This window comes from Vitreimonas sp. (assembly GCF_035627415.1).
GTDB lineage: Bacteria > Pseudomonadota > Alphaproteobacteria > Caulobacterales > Aquidulcibacteraceae > Vitreimonas.
Genome location: NZ_DASPLU010000009.1, coordinates 207,764 through 223,285, shown reverse-complemented (window position 1 = coordinate 223,285; position 15,522 = coordinate 207,764). Strand labels below are relative to the sequence as shown.

13 protein-coding genes are annotated in these 15,522 nt (G+C 66.0%); 6 read left to right on the top strand and 7 right to left on the bottom strand.

Annotated features, from left to right (window positions below; translation table 11 throughout):
• Positions 1–8 precede the first annotated feature (8 nt).
• From VEA80_RS06900 to VEA80_RS06875, 6 genes are read right to left on the bottom strand one after another with little or no spacing between them, the layout of a single operon-like run.
• Complete coding sequence (locus VEA80_RS06900; protein ID WP_325059969.1) at positions 9–425, bottom strand: hypothetical protein; 417 nt, start codon at positions 423–425, stop codon at positions 9–11.
• Positions 425–1,873 (bottom strand): dihydrolipoamide acetyltransferase family protein, encoded by a 1,449-nt coding sequence (locus VEA80_RS06895; RefSeq protein ID WP_325059968.1) that lies wholly within the window; start codon positions 1,871–1,873, stop codon positions 425–427. The genes VEA80_RS06900 and VEA80_RS06895 overlap by 1 nt, the downstream gene beginning before the upstream one ends.
• 8 nt (positions 1,874–1,881) lie before the next feature.
• Positions 1,882–2,895, bottom strand: coding sequence for an alpha-ketoacid dehydrogenase subunit beta (locus tag VEA80_RS06890; RefSeq protein ID WP_325059967.1), 1,014 nt, complete (start codon positions 2,893–2,895; stop codon positions 1,882–1,884).
• Between the two features lie 4 nt (positions 2,896–2,899).
• Positions 2,900–4,138 carry a thiamine pyrophosphate-dependent enzyme gene (locus VEA80_RS06885; RefSeq protein ID WP_325059966.1) on the bottom strand — a complete coding sequence of 413 codons (1,239 nt, stop codon included), beginning with the start codon at positions 4,136–4,138 and terminating at the stop codon, positions 2,900–2,902.
• 7 nt (positions 4,139–4,145) lie between these two features.
• On the bottom strand, positions 4,146–5,177 hold the full coding sequence (locus tag VEA80_RS06880) for a Leu/Phe/Val dehydrogenase (RefSeq protein ID WP_325059965.1): 1,032 nt from the start codon (positions 5,175–5,177) through the stop codon (positions 4,146–4,148).
• Positions 5,174–6,982 (bottom strand): DUF885 domain-containing protein, encoded by a 1,809-nt coding sequence (locus VEA80_RS06875; protein ID WP_325059964.1) that lies wholly within the window; start codon positions 6,980–6,982, stop codon positions 5,174–5,176. Before VEA80_RS06875 ends, VEA80_RS06880 begins: the two co-directional genes overlap by 4 nt.
• A 243-nt stretch (positions 6,983–7,225) precedes the next feature.
• Between VEA80_RS06875 and VEA80_RS06870 the strand changes: the two genes are divergently transcribed.
• Positions 7,226–7,930, top strand: a complete 705-nt coding sequence (locus VEA80_RS06870; RefSeq protein WP_325059963.1) for a cytochrome b — start codon at positions 7,226–7,228, stop codon at positions 7,928–7,930.
• Here VEA80_RS06870 and VEA80_RS06865 read toward each other — a convergent pair.
• Positions 7,909–8,517 carry a c-type cytochrome gene (locus tag VEA80_RS06865; protein ID WP_325059962.1) on the bottom strand — a complete coding sequence of 203 codons (609 nt, stop codon included), beginning with the start codon at positions 8,515–8,517 and terminating at the stop codon, positions 7,909–7,911. The two genes, VEA80_RS06870 and VEA80_RS06865, sit on opposite strands and share 22 nt — an antisense overlap.
• A 175-nt stretch (positions 8,518–8,692) precedes the next feature.
• On the opposite strand from VEA80_RS06865, the gene VEA80_RS06860 reads away from it, so the two are divergent.
• Genes VEA80_RS06860 through VEA80_RS06840 form a run of 5 tightly spaced genes read left to right on the top strand, consistent with a single transcriptional unit; the run spans position 8,693 to position 15,496 of the window.
• Positions 8,693–9,526: a c-type cytochrome gene (locus tag VEA80_RS06860; RefSeq protein WP_325059961.1), complete on the top strand. Its 834-nt coding sequence runs from the start codon at positions 8,693–8,695 to the stop codon at positions 9,524–9,526.
• Positions 9,523–12,048 carry a cbb3-type cytochrome c oxidase subunit I gene (locus VEA80_RS06855; RefSeq protein WP_325059960.1) on the top strand — a complete coding sequence of 842 codons (2,526 nt, stop codon included), beginning with the start codon at positions 9,523–9,525 and terminating at the stop codon, positions 12,046–12,048. The genes VEA80_RS06860 and VEA80_RS06855 overlap by 4 nt, the downstream gene beginning before the upstream one ends.
• Before the next feature lie 3 nt (positions 12,049–12,051).
• Positions 12,052–12,351 carry a hypothetical protein gene (locus VEA80_RS06850; RefSeq protein WP_325059959.1) on the top strand — a complete coding sequence of 100 codons (300 nt, stop codon included), beginning with the start codon at positions 12,052–12,054 and terminating at the stop codon, positions 12,349–12,351.
• A gap of 43 nt (positions 12,352–12,394) precedes the next feature.
• The gene (locus VEA80_RS06845) at positions 12,395–13,009 is read left to right on the top strand and encodes an exopolysaccharide biosynthesis protein (protein WP_325059958.1); all 615 of its coding nucleotides are present in this window, start codon (positions 12,395–12,397) and stop codon (positions 13,007–13,009) included.
• 54 nt (positions 13,010–13,063) lie between these two features.
• A complete protein-coding gene (locus tag VEA80_RS06840) occupies positions 13,064–15,496 on the top strand; it encodes a membrane-bound PQQ-dependent dehydrogenase, glucose/quinate/shikimate family (RefSeq protein ID WP_325059957.1) in 2,433 nt (810 codons plus the stop codon).
• Positions 15,497–15,522 lie beyond the last annotated feature (26 nt).

The following is a 15,522-nucleotide window of genomic DNA, read 5'->3' as shown; positions in this document are numbered from 1 at the left end:
CGCCTGCGCTAATGCCCCTCGCGCACCCAGATGCTGCAGCGGGCGATCCAGTGCTGCAGCTGGTCGAGCAGTTCGGGCATGGAGCGGGTCTCGAACGTGTGGACGACTTCGTCGTCGGTCGCGAACTTGAACGGGACGTCCTTGCGCCGCCGGCCTTTTTCTGTGCGGGGCCAGGGACGGTAGGTGATCTCGAGGATGAAGCTGCCGTTGGGATCGAACTCCGGGCGGAACATCACGTCGATCAGGAAACGCGTGCCTTCGTTGACGGCGTAGAAGAGCGATGAGCCGCCGAGGTCGCCGTCTTCGGGCTTGCTGTTGATATCGAGGTTGTTCCAGCTGATGTTCCAGCCGCCCGGGATGCGCAAAGGCGGCAGCCCGCGCATGAACGGCGAGTCCGGGAAATAGTCTTCGGGCTTGTCCGACATCAGCGCTCGATGAAGAGCGCCGCGGGGTGTTCGAGCAGGCCTTTGACGCGCTGGATGAAGGCGGCGGCGTCGTAGCCGTCGACGACGCGATGATCGAACGAGCTGCTCAGGTTCATCATCTTGCGGACGACGATCTGGCCGTTCTTCACCACCGGGCGCTCGACCAGCTTGTTGACGCCGATAATCGCCACTTCCGGGTGATTGATTACCGGCGTGGTGACGATGCCGCCGAGGGCGCCGAGCGAGGTGATGGTGATGGTGGAGCCGGAGAGCTCGTCCTTGCCGGCGCTGTTGTTGCGCACGGCGGCGGCGAGACGCGAAACTTCGACGGCGCAATCCCAAACGTCGCGCGCTTCGACGTGGCGGACGACCGGGACGATGAGGCCGTTATCGGTCTGTGTGGCGATGCCGATGTCGACATTGTCGTGGCGATAGACCACGCCCTGCTCATCGTCGAAGCGGGCGTTGATCTGCGGAAAGTCGGGCAGCGCCAGCACCAGCGCGCGCATGAGGAACGGCAGCAGCGTGAGCTTGGGCTGCTCGTTGCGCTTGGTGGCGTTCAAGTGCGCGCGGAGTTCTTCGAGCTCGGTCAAGTCCGCTTCTTCGACATAGGCGAAGTGCGGAATGCGGCGTTTGGCGTCCTGCATCTTCTCCGCGATCTTGCGGCGCAGCCCGATGACCTTCACCGGCTCGACGCCGTTCTTTTCCGCCAGCGCCGTGCCGCGGCGCGAACCGACGGCGGGCACGAGCACGGCGTCGAGATCTTCGTGGGTGATGCGGCCGTCGGGGCCGGTGCCGCGAACTTGGCCGAGATCGAGACCGAGCTTCTGCGCGCGGGCGCGGACGGCGGGCGAGGCTTGGGCTTGGCTCCATTCCTTCACGGCGGCGTCGCGCGGTTCGGGACGGGCGACGGCTTGCGACGGCGCAGGCTTCGGCGCGGGCTTGCTGGCGCCCGACATGGCGGCGACGGGAACGGATTGCGCCTTCGGCGCGCCTTGCATGGCGGCCTGCACTTCGTCTTCCGACCAGGTGGCGCCCGCGGGGGCTTTGATCTTGGGTTTGGGCGCATTTGCTCCCCCGCTTGCGGGGGAGCTGTCAGCGCGCGAAGCGTGATGACTGAGAGGGGCCGGCGCGACGGCTGGCGGACTTACCCCCTCCGGCTCGCTCCGCTCGCCGCCTCCCCCGCTCGCGGGGGAGAATGACTCCGCGTCGGTTTCGAACACGGCGATGGGGCCGCCCACGGGGGCCATGTCGCCGGGTTCGCCGTGGATGGAGACGATCTTGCCGGCGACGGGCGCGGTCATCTCGACTGTCGCCTTATCGGTCATCACATCGACGAGCGGGGCGTCTTCCTGGACGACATCGCCCACGCGCACGTGCCAGGCGACGATCTCGGCTTCAGCGGTGCCTTCGCCCACGTCGGGCAATTTGAAAACGTACTGGCCCATGAGACGTCTCAGCCCTCCATCACGCGACGCATGGCTTTGATGATGCGCGGCGGGGTTGGGAAATACTCCCATTCGAGCGCGTGCGGATAGGGCGTATCGTAGCCCGTGACCCGCTGAATCGGCGCTTCAAGATGATAGAAGCAATGCTCCTGCACCAGTGCGCTGAGTTCGGCGCCATAGCCGGACGTGCGGGTGGCTTCGTGGACGATGACGCAGCGGCCAGTCTTGGCGACGCTTTGCACGATCGCGTCGATATCGACCGGCAGCAACGTGCGCAGATCGATCACTTCAGCGTCGATGCCGGAATCTTCGGCGGCGGCGAGCGCGACGTGGACCATGGTCCCGTAGGAGAGGACGGTGACGTCCTGGCCTTCGCGGACGATGTTGGCCTTGCCCAGCGGGATCGAATAATAGCCCTCCGGCACTTCGCTGGCCGGATGCTTCGACCAGGGCTGCACCGGGCGATCGCGGCGGCCGTCGAATGGGCCGTTATAGACGCGCTTCGGCTCGAGGAAGATCACCGGGTCGTCGTCTTCGATCGCGGCGATCAGAAGTCCCTTCGCATCGTACGGCGTGGCCGGGATCACCGTCTTGAGGCCGGCGACGTGAGTGAACAAAGCTTCCGGCGACTGGCTGTGGGTTTGGCCGCCATAGATGCCGCCGCCATAGGGCATGCGCACCGTGAGCGGCACGGTGAAGTCGTTGGCGGAGCGATAGCGGATGCGCGCGGCTTCGCTGACGAGCTGGTCGTAGGCCGGGTACATATAATCGGCGAACTGGATCTCGATCACCGGGCGGAGGCCATAGACGGCCATACCGATGGCGGTGGCGGCGATGCCGCACTCGTTGATCGGCGCGTCGAAGCAGCGTTTGGCGCCGTACTTCTGCTGCAAGTGTTCGGTGACTTTGAACACGCCGCCGAAATAGCCGACGTCCTCGCCGAAGGTGAGCACCTTGGAGTCGCGCTCCATCATGGTGTCGAGCGCGGAGTTGAGCGCCTGGATCATGGTCATGGCAGCCATGGGATTAGACGCCCTCTTCTTCGCGTTGCTGGCGGAGGTGCCAGGGCACGTCCTTGTACACGTCTTCGAACATGCTCTCGCGCGGGTGGGCCCCGTCGGCGCCGAGGACGCCGACCTTTTCTGCTTCGCGGCCGGTGGCGCGGACGGTTTCGACGGCTTCCTCCTGCGCCTGGCGGTGCTGCTCTTCGCTCCATTCGCCGATGGAGACGAGGTGCTGCTTCAAGCGTTCGATCGGATCGCCGAGCGGCCAGGCGCGGCCCTCTTCAGCCGGGCGATAGCGCGAGGGATCGTCCGAGGTGGAGTGCGGGCCGCCGCGATAGGTGAAGTGCTCGATGAGCGTGGGACCCAGATTCGAGCGCGCGCGTTCGGCGGCCCATTGGGTGACGGCGTAGACGGCGAGGAAGTCGTTGCCGTCGACGCGGAGCGGCGGCAGCCCGTAGCCGACCCCGCGCGCGGCGAAGGTGGTGTTCTCGCCGCCGGCGATGCCCTGGAACGAACTGATCGCCCACTGATTGTTGACGACGTTGATGATGACGGGCGCCTTGTAGACGGAGGCGAACGTCATCGCGGCGTGGAAGTCGCCCTCGGCGGTCGAGCCTTCGCCGAGCCAGGTCGAGGCGATGCGCAGATCGCCGGAGTATGCGGACGCCATCGCCCAGCCGACCGCTTGCGGCACTTGGGTGGCGAGATTGCCGGAGATGGTGAAGAAGCCGTCCTTCTTGGACGAATACATCACCGGCAGCTGGCGGCCTTTCACCGGATCGCGCGCATTCGAGTAGATCTGGTGCATCATCTCGATCAGCGGATAATCGCGCGCGATCAGGATGCCTTGCTGGCGATAGCTAGGGAAGCACATGTCGTCGGGATTGAGCGCGAGCGCTTGCGCGACCGAGATCGCTTCTTCGCCGAAGGACTGCATGTAGAAGCTGGTCTTGCCCTGGCGCTGGGCGCGGTACATGCGGTCATCGAAGGCGCGGGTGAGCAGCATGTATTTGAGGCCGCGGCGCAGCGTTTCCGGCTGGATATGCGGCGTCCAGGGGCCGAGCGCGTTGCCTTCCATGTCGAGCACGCGGACAAGGCCGTAGGCGTAGTCGCGCAATTCCAGCGCCGGCGCGTCGATGTCCGGACGCGGCGTGTCGCCGGGCTCAGGGAATGACCAGCCGCTGAAATCGGGCTTGTCGCCAGGCCGCGCACGCGGCGCAGGGATATGCAGATCGAGAGCGTTCGATTTGCGCGGGCTCATACTGTCCTCAGTTCTTCTTCGCGGCGGCGATGCGTTCGCGGACGATGCGGTCGGCGGCCTGGTGCGGCGGGATGTTCTCGGCTTTCGCCACATCCAGCACGTGCGTCAGGCGCGTGGCGATGGCGCGGACGCGAGCGTCGACGACATCGGCCGGCTCGCCGAGATACTCGGCCGAGACGTTGATGATGCCGCCGGCGTTGACGACGTAGTCCGGCGCGTAAGTGATCCCGCGGGCGACGAGACGGGCGCCGTCCTCTTCGGTTTCAAGCTGGTTGTTGGCGGCGCCGCAGACGATCGGCGCACCGAGTTCGGGAATGGTGCGGGTGTTGAGGCCCGCGCCCAGCGCGCACGGCGAGAAGAGATCAGCCTTCACTGCGTGGATGCGGTCGGGCGCCGCGATCTCGGCGCCGAGCGCCTTCGCACGTTCGAGGTTCTTCTCGTTCACGTCAGCGATGATGAACTTTGCGCCCTCGTCGCCAAGCAGCTTGCAGAGATTGAAGCCGACCGAGCCGACGCCCTGCACCGTGATGGTGCGCCCCTGCACGGAACCGCCTAGCAGCGCCTTGATCGAGACGAAGACGCCCAGCGCCGTCACCGGCGAGGGATCGCCGCCGGCTTGGCCTTCCTCGGTGGGCAGGCCGGCGACATACGACGTGGTTCGAGCGATGGCGCGCATGTCGGCGACCGAGGCGCCGACATCTTCGGCGGTGATGTAGCGGCCGCCGAGCGCTTCCACATCACGGCCGAATGCTTCGAAGCAGGCGGCGCGGTCGGCGCCCATCTTGTAGATCACGGCCTTGCCGCCGCCGAGCGGCAGATCTGCCATGGCGTTCTTGTAGGTCATGCCGCGCGAGAGGCGGAGCGCGTCGGTGAGCGCGTCCTCGACTTTGGCGTAGGTCCAGATGCGGCAGCCGCCGGCGGCGGGGCCGAGCGCGGTGTTGTGGATGGCGATGATTCCGGCATAGCCGAGTTGCTCGTCGCCGACGAAGACGACGTCTTCGTGCCGGTCGAACGCGGAATTGGTTTTCGGATCGATCATTGAATCGGTTCTTCCAGAAGCAGTTGACGGGCGAAGCGGCCGGGCGGTGAGCCGAACGACAAGACGCCGTCGTGGTAGGCTTTGAGATTGAAATTGGCGCCAGCGCGGCGCTGGGCTTCAGCGCGAGTTTCCAGGTGCTCCTGGAAGCCGACGAAATAGGTCGAGAGCTGGGTGAAGGAGATCTGCGCGCGCCGCCACTTGCCCGCCGCTTCGCGCTCCTCCTGGAACGCGGTTTCGGTGAGGAAGCGCATCATCTCTTCTTGCGTCATGCCGTCGACGTGGATGGCCTGGTCGATGATCGCGTTGGTGATGGTGCGCAGCTGGATCTTCAGCTGGCTCAGGCGGAAGAGCGGATCGTCGGCGCGGAAGCCCTCCTGCACCATCATCTCTTCGGCATAGACCGCCCAGCCTTCGACGAACGAGCCGGAGCCCAGCACCGCGCGCAGCGTCGAGGGATAGCGGTTGGAGTGATAGATCTGGACGTAGTGTCCGGGCATCGCTTCGTGCACGGCGATGTCGAGCGTGCCGCGATTGTTGTACTCGCGCAGGAACGAAACGGTCTGCTCCTCGGTCCAATCGTCCGGGATCGGCGAGACAGCGTAGAACGTCTCGAGGTGACGTTCGAGCGGGCCGGGCGAATCGCAATAGGCGACGGCGTAGCCGCGCTGGAATTCCGGCATCAGGATCACGCGCACCGGCCCTTCCGGCAGTGTAATGAGATCCTTCTCGATGACGAAGCGGCGCGCTTCTTCGGTGGCGTTGGTGGCGGTCTCCACCAGCTGATCGCGCGCCGGACGGTCGTTTGCAGCGAGATCAAGTGCAGCGCGGATCGTAGCCTGTTGTTCCTCTGGAGTCGGCGTTGGAAAGCTTGTCTCGCCGATCCCGTCGTAAGCACCGCGAACATTTCCGCCTTCAAGCGCAATCTTCGCGACCCGATACATCTCGGCGCGCACGTTGCGCACGGCTTCATCGGCGCGGCGACGGATTTCCGCGCGCGGCATCGTCGACATCAAGGTGAAGCCGAGCTGGGTGTCGAAAACTTCGGCGCCGACGCGGAAATCAGCCTGCGCGGCAGGGACGAGCGTGCGCTCGATCCAGGCCTGGTGCTCATCGACGGCTGCGTTGAACGCGGCGATGGCGCGCTCCATGCGGCGCTGGTCGGAGGCCGAGAGCTCGCCCTTGTGCGGCTCGATCATGCCGCTGACGATCGACTTCAGCCCACGGTTCTGCGCCACGTACGTGTCGGCGTACGGCACAGGCACGCGTGCGGGCACGAGTTCCTGGCGCGTTTTGCGCAACAGATCGGGGATCAGCTCCATGCGCGCGATGGCCGAGCGCAGGCGCTGCGGCAACGGCGCGAACTCGCGCGCCATCAGACCGTAGAGCGCGCCTCCGGCGAGCGCCTGGTAGCCGAGCGGATTCCAGGCCCAGCTCTGCAGCGTCTCGGTTTGCCAGATCTGCGCGCGCAGATTGTTTTCGAGGATCGCGGCGTCGACCTGGTTGGCGCGGGAGAGCTGGCTGCGGTCAATGCCTTCGAGCTGGCGCAACGTGTCTTGCGTGAAGCGGAGCGCGGCGTTGCGGCCAGCGGCGCTGACGTCATCGACGCGGTTGTCGTAGCGGTGATCGCCGATTGTCGTAGCGGAGACCGGCGAATAGCGCATCGAGCGATCGAGCCAGCGGCGGCCGAGCGCCTCGAAAGCGCGGTCGGCGCGGCTGGGGTTTTGCGCAACGGCCTCGCCCGCCCCGAGCGGGGCAAGCATGGCGGCTCCGAGCGCGAGGACGACCCGGCGGCGTGAGGTTTTCATGATGGACGCTTCACTCCCAGGGCGAACGCTGGCCACGCCGCCCTCTGATTTGGCGCGCAAAATACTCAGACGCGCGATTGACGCAACATACGGGCCAAATGCCGAAGAACGTTGCTGTAAATTGGGCCGTGGCGGGCACCCTATGCCGGAATAACAGCCCTTGGCGGCACGTCCTTGTTGCTGCACCTGCACATGCCGGTAGCGGCCGGAACAGGCGTTTGCCGGCCGGGTTGGCGCTCTGCCATGACAGCCGCCGACGCCGCTCAGCAGTCTAGGGAAGAAGGCGAGGTCACGCGCTCGCACTATCACCCGATCGGCATCTTCTTCCACTGGACCATGGCGGCCATGGTGCTGTTTCAGCTCTGGTGGGGGTGGCGGACCAGCTGGCTGCCGGCGGGGTACGACAAGCTCGACGCCTACGGCGTTCACGCGCTCGTCGGCGCGGTGTTGCTCGTGTTCGCCTTCATGCGCGCCGGCTGGCGGTGCATCGCCCCGTTTATCCTGCCGGACCTGGAAGATCCCGAAGACATGCCGGGCTGGCAGCACTTCGCCGCGCAGGCGGTGCACGTCGGACTCTATGTGCTGATGTTCGTGCTGCCGTTCACCGGCTGGCTGATGCTCTCTGCGGCAGGCGGAGACAGCATCCGCATGGCGTTCGGGCTGGAGTTGCCCAGCTTGCCGTTTGTCGCCGAGCTCGGTTTCGTCGAGCGCGCGCACTTGGAGCAATGGGCGGAAACGCTGCACTTCTGGTCGGTCTGGGCGATCATGGGTTTGCTGGCGATGCATATCGGCGCGGCGCTGCACCACCACTTCATCAACCAGGACGATGTGCTGGCGCGCATGGTCCCGGTGCTGCTGAGTGAAGCGGCGGCCAAGCGCCATCTCACGCGCGGCAATCTCGATCGGCCGAAGGAAAAGCAGACGCCTCAGCCGCCGCGTTCGAGATAATCCGCCAGCGCCTCGATCTCTTGTTCGCTCAATCCGCGCGCGATCCGGCCCATGATATCGGCGCCGTCATTGCGCCGCTTGCCGCGCCTCCAGCGCCGGAGCTGTTCGGCTGTGTATTCGGCGGGCTGCGCGTGAATCGCGGGATAGCCGGGCCCGCGGCCGGCGGCGTTGTCGCCATGACAGCGGGCGCAGGCGAGGACGCCGCGCGACAGATCGCCATGCAGGTAGATGGCGGGCGGCGGCGCCGTGATCGCCGGCGCTTCATACCGAAGCGAGGCGTAATAGAGCGAGACGGCGCGCCTGTCGGCGTCGCTCATCTGTTTGGCGATCGGCGTCATCTCGTCGTCGGGGCGAAACTCGCGCGCATAATCGTCGAGCTGCTTGGCAAGGTAGCCCGCGTCGAGGCCGGCGAGACGCGGCGCGAAACCTGATCCCTCGCCTTCCAGCCCGTGACAGGTGAAGCATGCATTGTGCGCGCCGCTCGGGCCGCCGCCGAAGGCGATCACCTCGCCCGACATTTGCGGCGGCGCGCGCACCGGGCCGGCGCCGCAGGCGGCCGCCAGCGCAAGCAGCGCGAACGCCAACATCCATTTCGCCGCCATCGCTCGGGAACACGCGGTACGCCGATGTGTTCCGCTTCGAGAGCCGCGGAGGGCGCAGCTGAACAATTCGACCTCAACATCGACCTGGCCGCCGCCGACGCTCAACCCAGCAGGCCCCTTCGCGGCGCCGCTGGCCGAGATCACTTGGGCGGCGATCGGCATGGGCGTTGTCGTGCTCGCGATCGTGCTGGCGCTGCTGGCGGTCGCCGTCAGCGGGCGCGGGCGCGAGTGGCTCGGCGGGCGCAAGGCGATCGTGATCGGTGGTTTCGCGTTTCCGGTGATCGTGCTGAGCGCGCTGTTGATCTATGGCCTCACAACGACGGCGCGCGTGCTCGATCCGCCCGCGGCCGGCGAACGGCGCATCCGCGTCAGCGGCGAACTCTGGTGGTGGCGGATCACCTATTATGATGGGGACAGGCCGGCGTTCGAGACGGCGAACGAGATTCGCATTCCCGCCGGCGAGCCGGTGACGCTCGAACTCGTCTCGGCGGACGTGATTCACAGCATCTGGATTCCGCGCCTCGGGCCCAAGCTCGACATGATTCCAGGGCGCATGAACGTGCTGCGGCTACAAGCGGACGCGCCGGGCGTCTATCGCGGCCAATGCACGGAATATTGCGGCGCGGCGCATGCGCTGATGGCGCTGGAAGTGGTGGCGATGGAGCCGGCGGCGTTCGACGCGTGGATGGCGGCGCAAGCTGCACCGGCGGCGGCGAGCGGCGGGCGCGGCGCCGAGCTGTTCGACAGCGCAGGCTGCGGCGCCTGCCACGCGGTGCGCGGCGCGAACGCGAACGGCGCGCTCGGCCCCGATCTCACGCATTTCGCCAGCCGGCGCACGTTGGGCGCAGGCATTCTCGCCAACGAGCCGACCATGCTGCGGCTGTGGATCGCCGACGCCGACGAATTGAAGCCCGGCGTGCGGATGCCCCAATATGCGGCGCTGCCGCCCGAAGATCGCGAAGCGCTGGCGCTCTATCTGGAGAGCCTCAGGTGAGAAGCGAAACCGGCTTCGATCCCGACCTCTACAAGCGCTTCCCGACCAAGGAGGAACGGCCGGCGGAAGAGGTCGAAGAGCTGAAGCGCATATGGTGCGCGCCGAAAGGGCTCGAATATCTCACCGCCGTCAACAACAATTATGTCGGCATTTATTATGTCGGCGGCGCCTTTCTGTTTTTCATCCTTGCGGGCGTGCTGGCGCTGCTGATGCGCACGCAGCTGGCGCTGCCGCTGAACGGCTTTCTCGACGAGGAGACCTACAACCAGATTTTCACCATGCACGGCTCGGTGATGATGTTCCTGTTCGCCGTGCCGGCGGTGGAGGCGCTGGGGATTTTGCTTTTGCCGCAGATGCTGGCCGCGCGCGATCTGCCGTTTCCGCGGCTCTCGGCTTACGCGTTCTGGGCTTATTTCATCGGCGGCCTCGCGTTTTTCTGTTCGCTGTTCTTCGGCCTCGCGCCGAGCGGCGGCTGGTTCATGTATCCCCCGCTCACCTCGAGCGCCTACTCGCCCGGCATCAATGCCGACTTCTGGCTCCTCGGCATCGGCTTCATCGAGATCTCCGCCATCGCCGGCGCGATCGAGATCATCGTCGGCGTTCTGAAAACGCGCGCGCCCGGCATGAGCCTCGACAAGCTGCCTGTGTTCGCCTGGTCGATGCTGGTGTTCGCGGCGATGATCGTGATCGGCTTTCCCTCGATCATCCTCTGCACGCTGCTGCTCGAGCTGGAGCGGGCGTTGAACTGGCCGTTCTTCGACGCTCTGCGCGGCGGCGATCCCCTGCTCTGGCAGCACCTGTTCTGGTTCTTCGGCCACCCGGACGTTTACATCATTTTCCTGCCGGCGGCGGGGATCACTTCGATGATCATTCCGACGGTGGCGCAACGGCCGCTCGTCGGCCACAACCTGGTCGTGCTGGCGATCATCGCCACGGGCTTCATTTCGTTCGGCGTGTGGGTGCACCACATGTTCACGACCGGCCTGCCGGCGATCTCCACCTCCTTCTTCTCGGCGGCGAGCATGGCGGTTTCGGTGCCGGCGGGGCTGCAGGTGTTCGCCTGGATCGCAACGCTCGCGGCGGGGAAGATACGCTGGACCGCGCCGGCTTATTTCGCGATCGGCGGATTGGTCGTGTTCGTGATGGGTGGATTGACCGGCGTGATGCTGGCGATGGTCCCGTTCGACTGGGTGACGCACGACACCTATTTCGTGGTGGCGCATTTCCACTACGTGCTGATCGGTGGCATGGTGTTTCCGCTGCTGGCGGGCTTCTATTATTGGGCGCCGATGATGAGCAAGCGGCGCTTGTCCGAGCGGCTCGGGAAAGTTGCGTTCTGGCTCATTTTCGTCGGCATGCACGTGACCTTCCTGGTGATGCATCTCACCGGCTTGATGGGGATGCCGCGGCGGGTGTGGACCTATCCCGATATCGGCTGGACGCTGCCGAACCAGATTTCGACGATCGGCTCGTTCATGATCGGCGCCGGTGTTTTGGTGATCGTGATCGATCTTGTCCGCAACTTCCGCTTCAGCACCGGCGAAGGCGCCGGCAACGTTTATAACGCCGGCACGCTGGAATGGCTGCCGACGGAGCTCTATTCGACGCGCTCGATTCCGGTGATCAAGAGCCGCTATCCGCTCTGGGACGATTCGAACCTTTCGAAAGACGTCGAGGACGGGCGCTATTTCCTGCCGAACTCGGCGACCGGCGAGCGTGAGACGATCGTGACGAGTCCGATCAACGCTGAGCCGCAATATCTGCAGCGCATGCCGGGACCGTCTTGGTTTCATTTCGGCGCCGCTTTGTTCACGGCGGGTTTCTTTCTGCTGCTGACGGTGAAGCTCTATGCGCTCGCCGTGCTCAATGGGCTGGCGGCAATCGTCTGCATCGTGCGCTGGGTGTGGGCGAACGATTTGCCGATGAAGCAGGCGAGCGCCGACATCGGCGCGGGCATTCGTGTGCCGACCTATTCCAGCGGACCGCGCAGCCATAGCTGGTGGGCGATGATCGTGCTGCTGACGGTGACCGGCATGATCTTCGCGATGATGTGCTTTTCCTACATCTTCATCTGGAGTTCGCAGGCGGCGCACTGGCCGGCGCCGCCGCCGTTGTCGGCGCTGTGGGCTTGCGGCGCGCTCGCTTCTGTCGCGCTGGGATGCGCGGTTTTCGGCGTGCGGCTTTATCGCTCGACGCCGGTGGGCGCGATGGCGCTAGTTGGCGTCGCTGTCATTGCGCTGGCCGCCGAGCTTTGGATCAGTACCGCGAGCTGGCGCGGCGGCGGGCTGACGCCGGAGCTCAACAGCCATGATGCGCTGATCGCGATGTTCTTGGCCTGGGACATGGTGTTCGCGACAATCTCGACTTTGATGGCGCTTTATCTCGTCGCGCGCTGGTGGGCGGGGCTGCTGGTACGGGAGCGGCCGGCGACGATGGAGAGCGTCGGCTTGTTTACCGCGTATGCGGCGGCGCAGGCGTTGCTCGCGCTGCTGCTGACGCGCGCGTTTCCGTTGGCGGTGTGAGCGATGGTGCGCTGGCTCATCCTGCTCGCCGGGCCGCTGCTCTGGGCAGCGCATTTCGGCCTGATCTACGCGGTCGCGAGCATCTCAATCCAGGCCGTCGGCGAAAGCACGCCGCTGGCGCGGGGGCTGATCGGAGGATCGGGGCTCGCGTTCGTCGGCGTTCTGGCCCTGCTCTGCCTCAGCTTGCGGCGCGGCGAGGACGAGGTGGACCGGTTCTGGCGCTCGGCTTCCATCGCCGGCGCCGTGATCGGGATCGTCGCGATCCTGTGGCAGAGCTTGCCGGCGCTGCTGCCGCCGGCCTAGGAACAGCGCGCATCGGCGCGAGGTTTACCGCAGCGGAGGACGCATGGCCCGGCGCCGATCCGAAGTGCACAATTTGACGTCGCTCTTGGACGCGCTCCAGCACAAGATCGACGACGATCGGCGAAACGGCAACGGCGGCGGCGACGTCCAGTTGCGCGACGTGCTCGAAGTCATCGGCCGGCGCGCTTACGGCCCGCTGCTGCTGATCATCGGGCTGATCTCGGTTTCGCCCGCGACCTTGATCCCGGGCTCGACGTGGCTGTTCGCCGTCGTGACTCTATTGATCGCGATTCAGCTCACGTTTCACAAGCAGACGCCGTGGCTGCCCCGCAAAGCGCTCGACATGAAACTGTCTGAAGAGAAGCTCGGACAGTTTCTGCAAGCGTCGCGGCCGACGGCGCGGGCGGTGGACACGGTCGTGCGGCCGCGGCTGCAATTCCTGACCAAGCCGCCTTGGGTGATCGTCGTGGCGCTGCTCTGTGTGCTGGCGGCGCTGATCACGTTTCCGCTCGGGCTCATCCCGATCGCGCCGCTGCTGCCGGGGCTGGCGATCACGTTTTTCGGCCTGGGGCTGACGGCGCGAGACGGCGTTCTGCTGACGATCGGCGCCGGCGTCATGGGCGGCGCATTCTGGCTCCTGTTTACGCGCCTGTTCTAGGAACAAAGAACGCCCACTCGCATTGCGCCTGCGGTAATGGAGCGTGGCGCCGCCATGAGACTGAGCTGGACGAAGCCGCATTCGCGCGGCGCCTGGGCGGTCGTCGCGCTGGGCGCGATCATCGGCTTGGTCGGGGTGACGCTGCTCATCGGCGGACTATGGCTCGCGGCGTTGGGCGGCTCTTGGTATTACTTTCTCGCCGGCGCCGGTTTGATCGCGGCGGCCATTCCGCTGATGCAGCGGCGGATGATCGGCGCCTGGATCTACTTCGCCGTATTTGTTGCGACTTTGATCTGGGCGCTTTGGGAAGTCGGGCTCGAAAACGGTTGGGCGCTCGTGCCGCGTCTGGTCGGTCCATTGGTGCTGTTGCTGCTCGTCGTGCTGGCGATGCCGGCGCTGGACCGCGAGCACGGAAAGCGTCAAAGACTCCTCGGCGCCGGCGCCTGGGCGGCGTTCACGGTGTTGCTGCTGATCGCCGTCGGCATCGCCAACCGACCCGACGAGCCTGGGCTGATGCCGGCGCCGATCGAGGCGCCGATGAGCGATCCATCGCTGCAGCACGTCGGCGCCGACTGGCCCGCTTATGGCGCGACTTATGCGGCGCGGCGCTACTCGCCGCTGACGCAGATCACGCCTGACAACGTGCGCAATCTCGAACGCGCCTGGGTCTATCGCACCGGCGATCTGCCGGAGGAAAAATGGGGCGCTGAAACGACGCCGATCAAGATCGGTGATGCGGTTTATCTCTGCACCGCCCGCAACATCCTGATCGCACTCGATGCTGCGACGGGCCGGGAGCGCTGGCGGCACGATCCGCACGTGTCGGACGATTGGATCCCCTACACTGCCGCCTGCCGCGGCGTTTCCTATTATGCGCGCCCGGGCGCAGCCGCGAACGCCGCCTGCGCGACGCGCATCATCGAAGGCACGCTCGACGGGCGACTGATAGCGGTGGACGCGCGCACCGGGCAGCCGTGCGCCGATTTCGGCGAGAACGGCGCCGTCGACATCAAGCGCGGCATGGGCCAGGTGATTCCGGGCATGGTGTCGATCACCTCGCCGCCGGCGATCGTGCGCGGCATGGTGGTGACCGGGCATCAGGTGCTCGATGGGCAGACGCTCGATGCGCCGTCCGGCGTGATCCAGGGCTTCGACGCCGTGACCGGCGAGCTCCGCTGGGCCTGGGACATGACCCATCCCGAATGGCGCGGCGCGCCGCCGGCGGGACAGGAATACACGCGCGGCACGCCGAACATGTGGACGACCGCGACCGGTGACGAAGCGCTGGGGCTGGTCTATCTGCCGATGGGCAATTCGGCGGTCGATTATTGGAGCGGCACGCGCACGCCGGCGGAGGACGAGTACACCGCCTCGCTGGTGGCGCTAGATGTGACGACGGGGCGGCCGCGCTGGCATTTCCGCACGGTAAATGTCGATGTGTGGGACTACGATCTCGGATCGCAGCCGACATTGGTCGATCTGCCGACGCCGCGCGGCGTCGTGCCGGCTGTCATCCTCGCCAGCAAGCAAGGCGAGATGTACGTGTTCGATCGGCGCACCGGCGTGCCGCTGCACGGCGTTTCACAGCAGATAGCGCCGCGCGGCGGCGTCGAGCCGGTGCGGCGGGCGACGACGCAGCCGTTCTCCAGTTATCACAGCTTGCGCATGCCGGATCTGACCGAACGCGACATGTGGGGCATGTCGCTGATCGATCAGATGTTCTGCCGCATCCAGTTCCGGCAAGCGGCGTACGAAGGCATCTACACGCCGCCGACCACGGACCGGCATTGGATCGAATATCCGGGCTACAATGGCGGTTCGGATTGGGGCGGCATCGCCGTCGATCCGGTGCGCGGCGTGATCGTCGCCAACTATAACGACATGCCCAATCGCAACCGCCTGGTGCCGCGGCGCGAGGCGAACCAACGCGGCTGGTTTCCGCGCGGATCGCCGCAAGAGCAGCAACAGCAGCAGGCGCGCGGCGGTTCGCTCGGCGGCGCGGAGGGCGAAGGCGATCCGCAGGCGGGAGCGCCCTACGCGATCGACGTGAACGCCGGCTGGCGCATGCCGGCGACAAATCTGTTGTGCAAGGAGCCGCCCTATGGCGGCATCCGCGCGATCGAACTCGCGACCGGGCGCACGATCTGGGATCGGCCGTTCGGCTCGGCGCGGCGCAACGGGCCGTTCAACATTCCCTCGATGCTGCCGCTCCGGATCGGCACGCCGAACAATGGCGGCGCCGTGGTGAGCGCGGGCGGCCTCATCTTCATCGCGGCGACCACGGACAATCTGATCCGCGCCATCGACCTCGAAACCGGTGAGACGGTCTGGAGCGATGTCCTACCCGCGGGCGGGCAAGCCAATCCAATGATGTACGAAGCGAACGGGCGCCAATTCCTCGTGATCATGACCGGCGGCCACCATTTTATGGAGACGCCGCGGGGCGACCACGTGATCGCGTACGCGCTGCCGCAACAGGACGATTAAGATTGCCGGAACCTTGTCTACGCTAG

Excerpts from the sequence above, each read along its gene's own strand:
- VEA80_RS06900 (WP_325059969.1), bottom strand. The coding sequence starts at position 425 with ATGTCGGACAAGCCCGAAGACTATTTCCCGGACTCGCCGTTCATGCGC.
- VEA80_RS06895 (WP_325059968.1), bottom strand. The coding sequence starts at position 1,873 with ATGGGCCAGTACGTTTTCAAATTGCCCGACGTGGGCGAAGGCACCGCT.
- VEA80_RS06890 (WP_325059967.1), bottom strand. The coding sequence starts at position 2,895 with ATGGCTGCCATGACCATGATCCAGGCGCTCAACTCCGCGCTCGACACC.
- VEA80_RS06885 (WP_325059966.1), bottom strand. The coding sequence starts at position 4,138 with ATGAGCCCGCGCAAATCGAACGCTCTCGATCTGCATATCCCTGCGCCG.
- VEA80_RS06880 (WP_325059965.1), bottom strand. The coding sequence starts at position 5,177 with ATGATCGATCCGAAAACCAATTCCGCGTTCGACCGGCACGAAGACGTC.
- VEA80_RS06875 (WP_325059964.1), bottom strand. The coding sequence starts at position 6,982 with ATGAAAACCTCACGCCGCCGGGTCGTCCTCGCGCTCGGAGCCGCCATG.
- VEA80_RS06870 (WP_325059963.1), top strand. The coding sequence starts at position 7,226 with ATGACAGCCGCCGACGCCGCTCAGCAGTCTAGGGAAGAAGGCGAGGTC.
- VEA80_RS06865 (WP_325059962.1), bottom strand. The coding sequence starts at position 8,517 with ATGTTGGCGTTCGCGCTGCTTGCGCTGGCGGCCGCCTGCGGCGCCGGC.
- VEA80_RS06860 (WP_325059961.1), top strand. The coding sequence starts at position 8,693 with ATGGGCGTTGTCGTGCTCGCGATCGTGCTGGCGCTGCTGGCGGTCGCC.
- VEA80_RS06850 (WP_325059959.1), top strand. The coding sequence starts at position 12,052 with ATGGTGCGCTGGCTCATCCTGCTCGCCGGGCCGCTGCTCTGGGCAGCG.
- VEA80_RS06845 (WP_325059958.1), top strand. The coding sequence starts at position 12,395 with ATGGCCCGGCGCCGATCCGAAGTGCACAATTTGACGTCGCTCTTGGAC.
- VEA80_RS06840 (WP_325059957.1), top strand. The coding sequence starts at position 13,064 with ATGAGACTGAGCTGGACGAAGCCGCATTCGCGCGGCGCCTGGGCGGTC.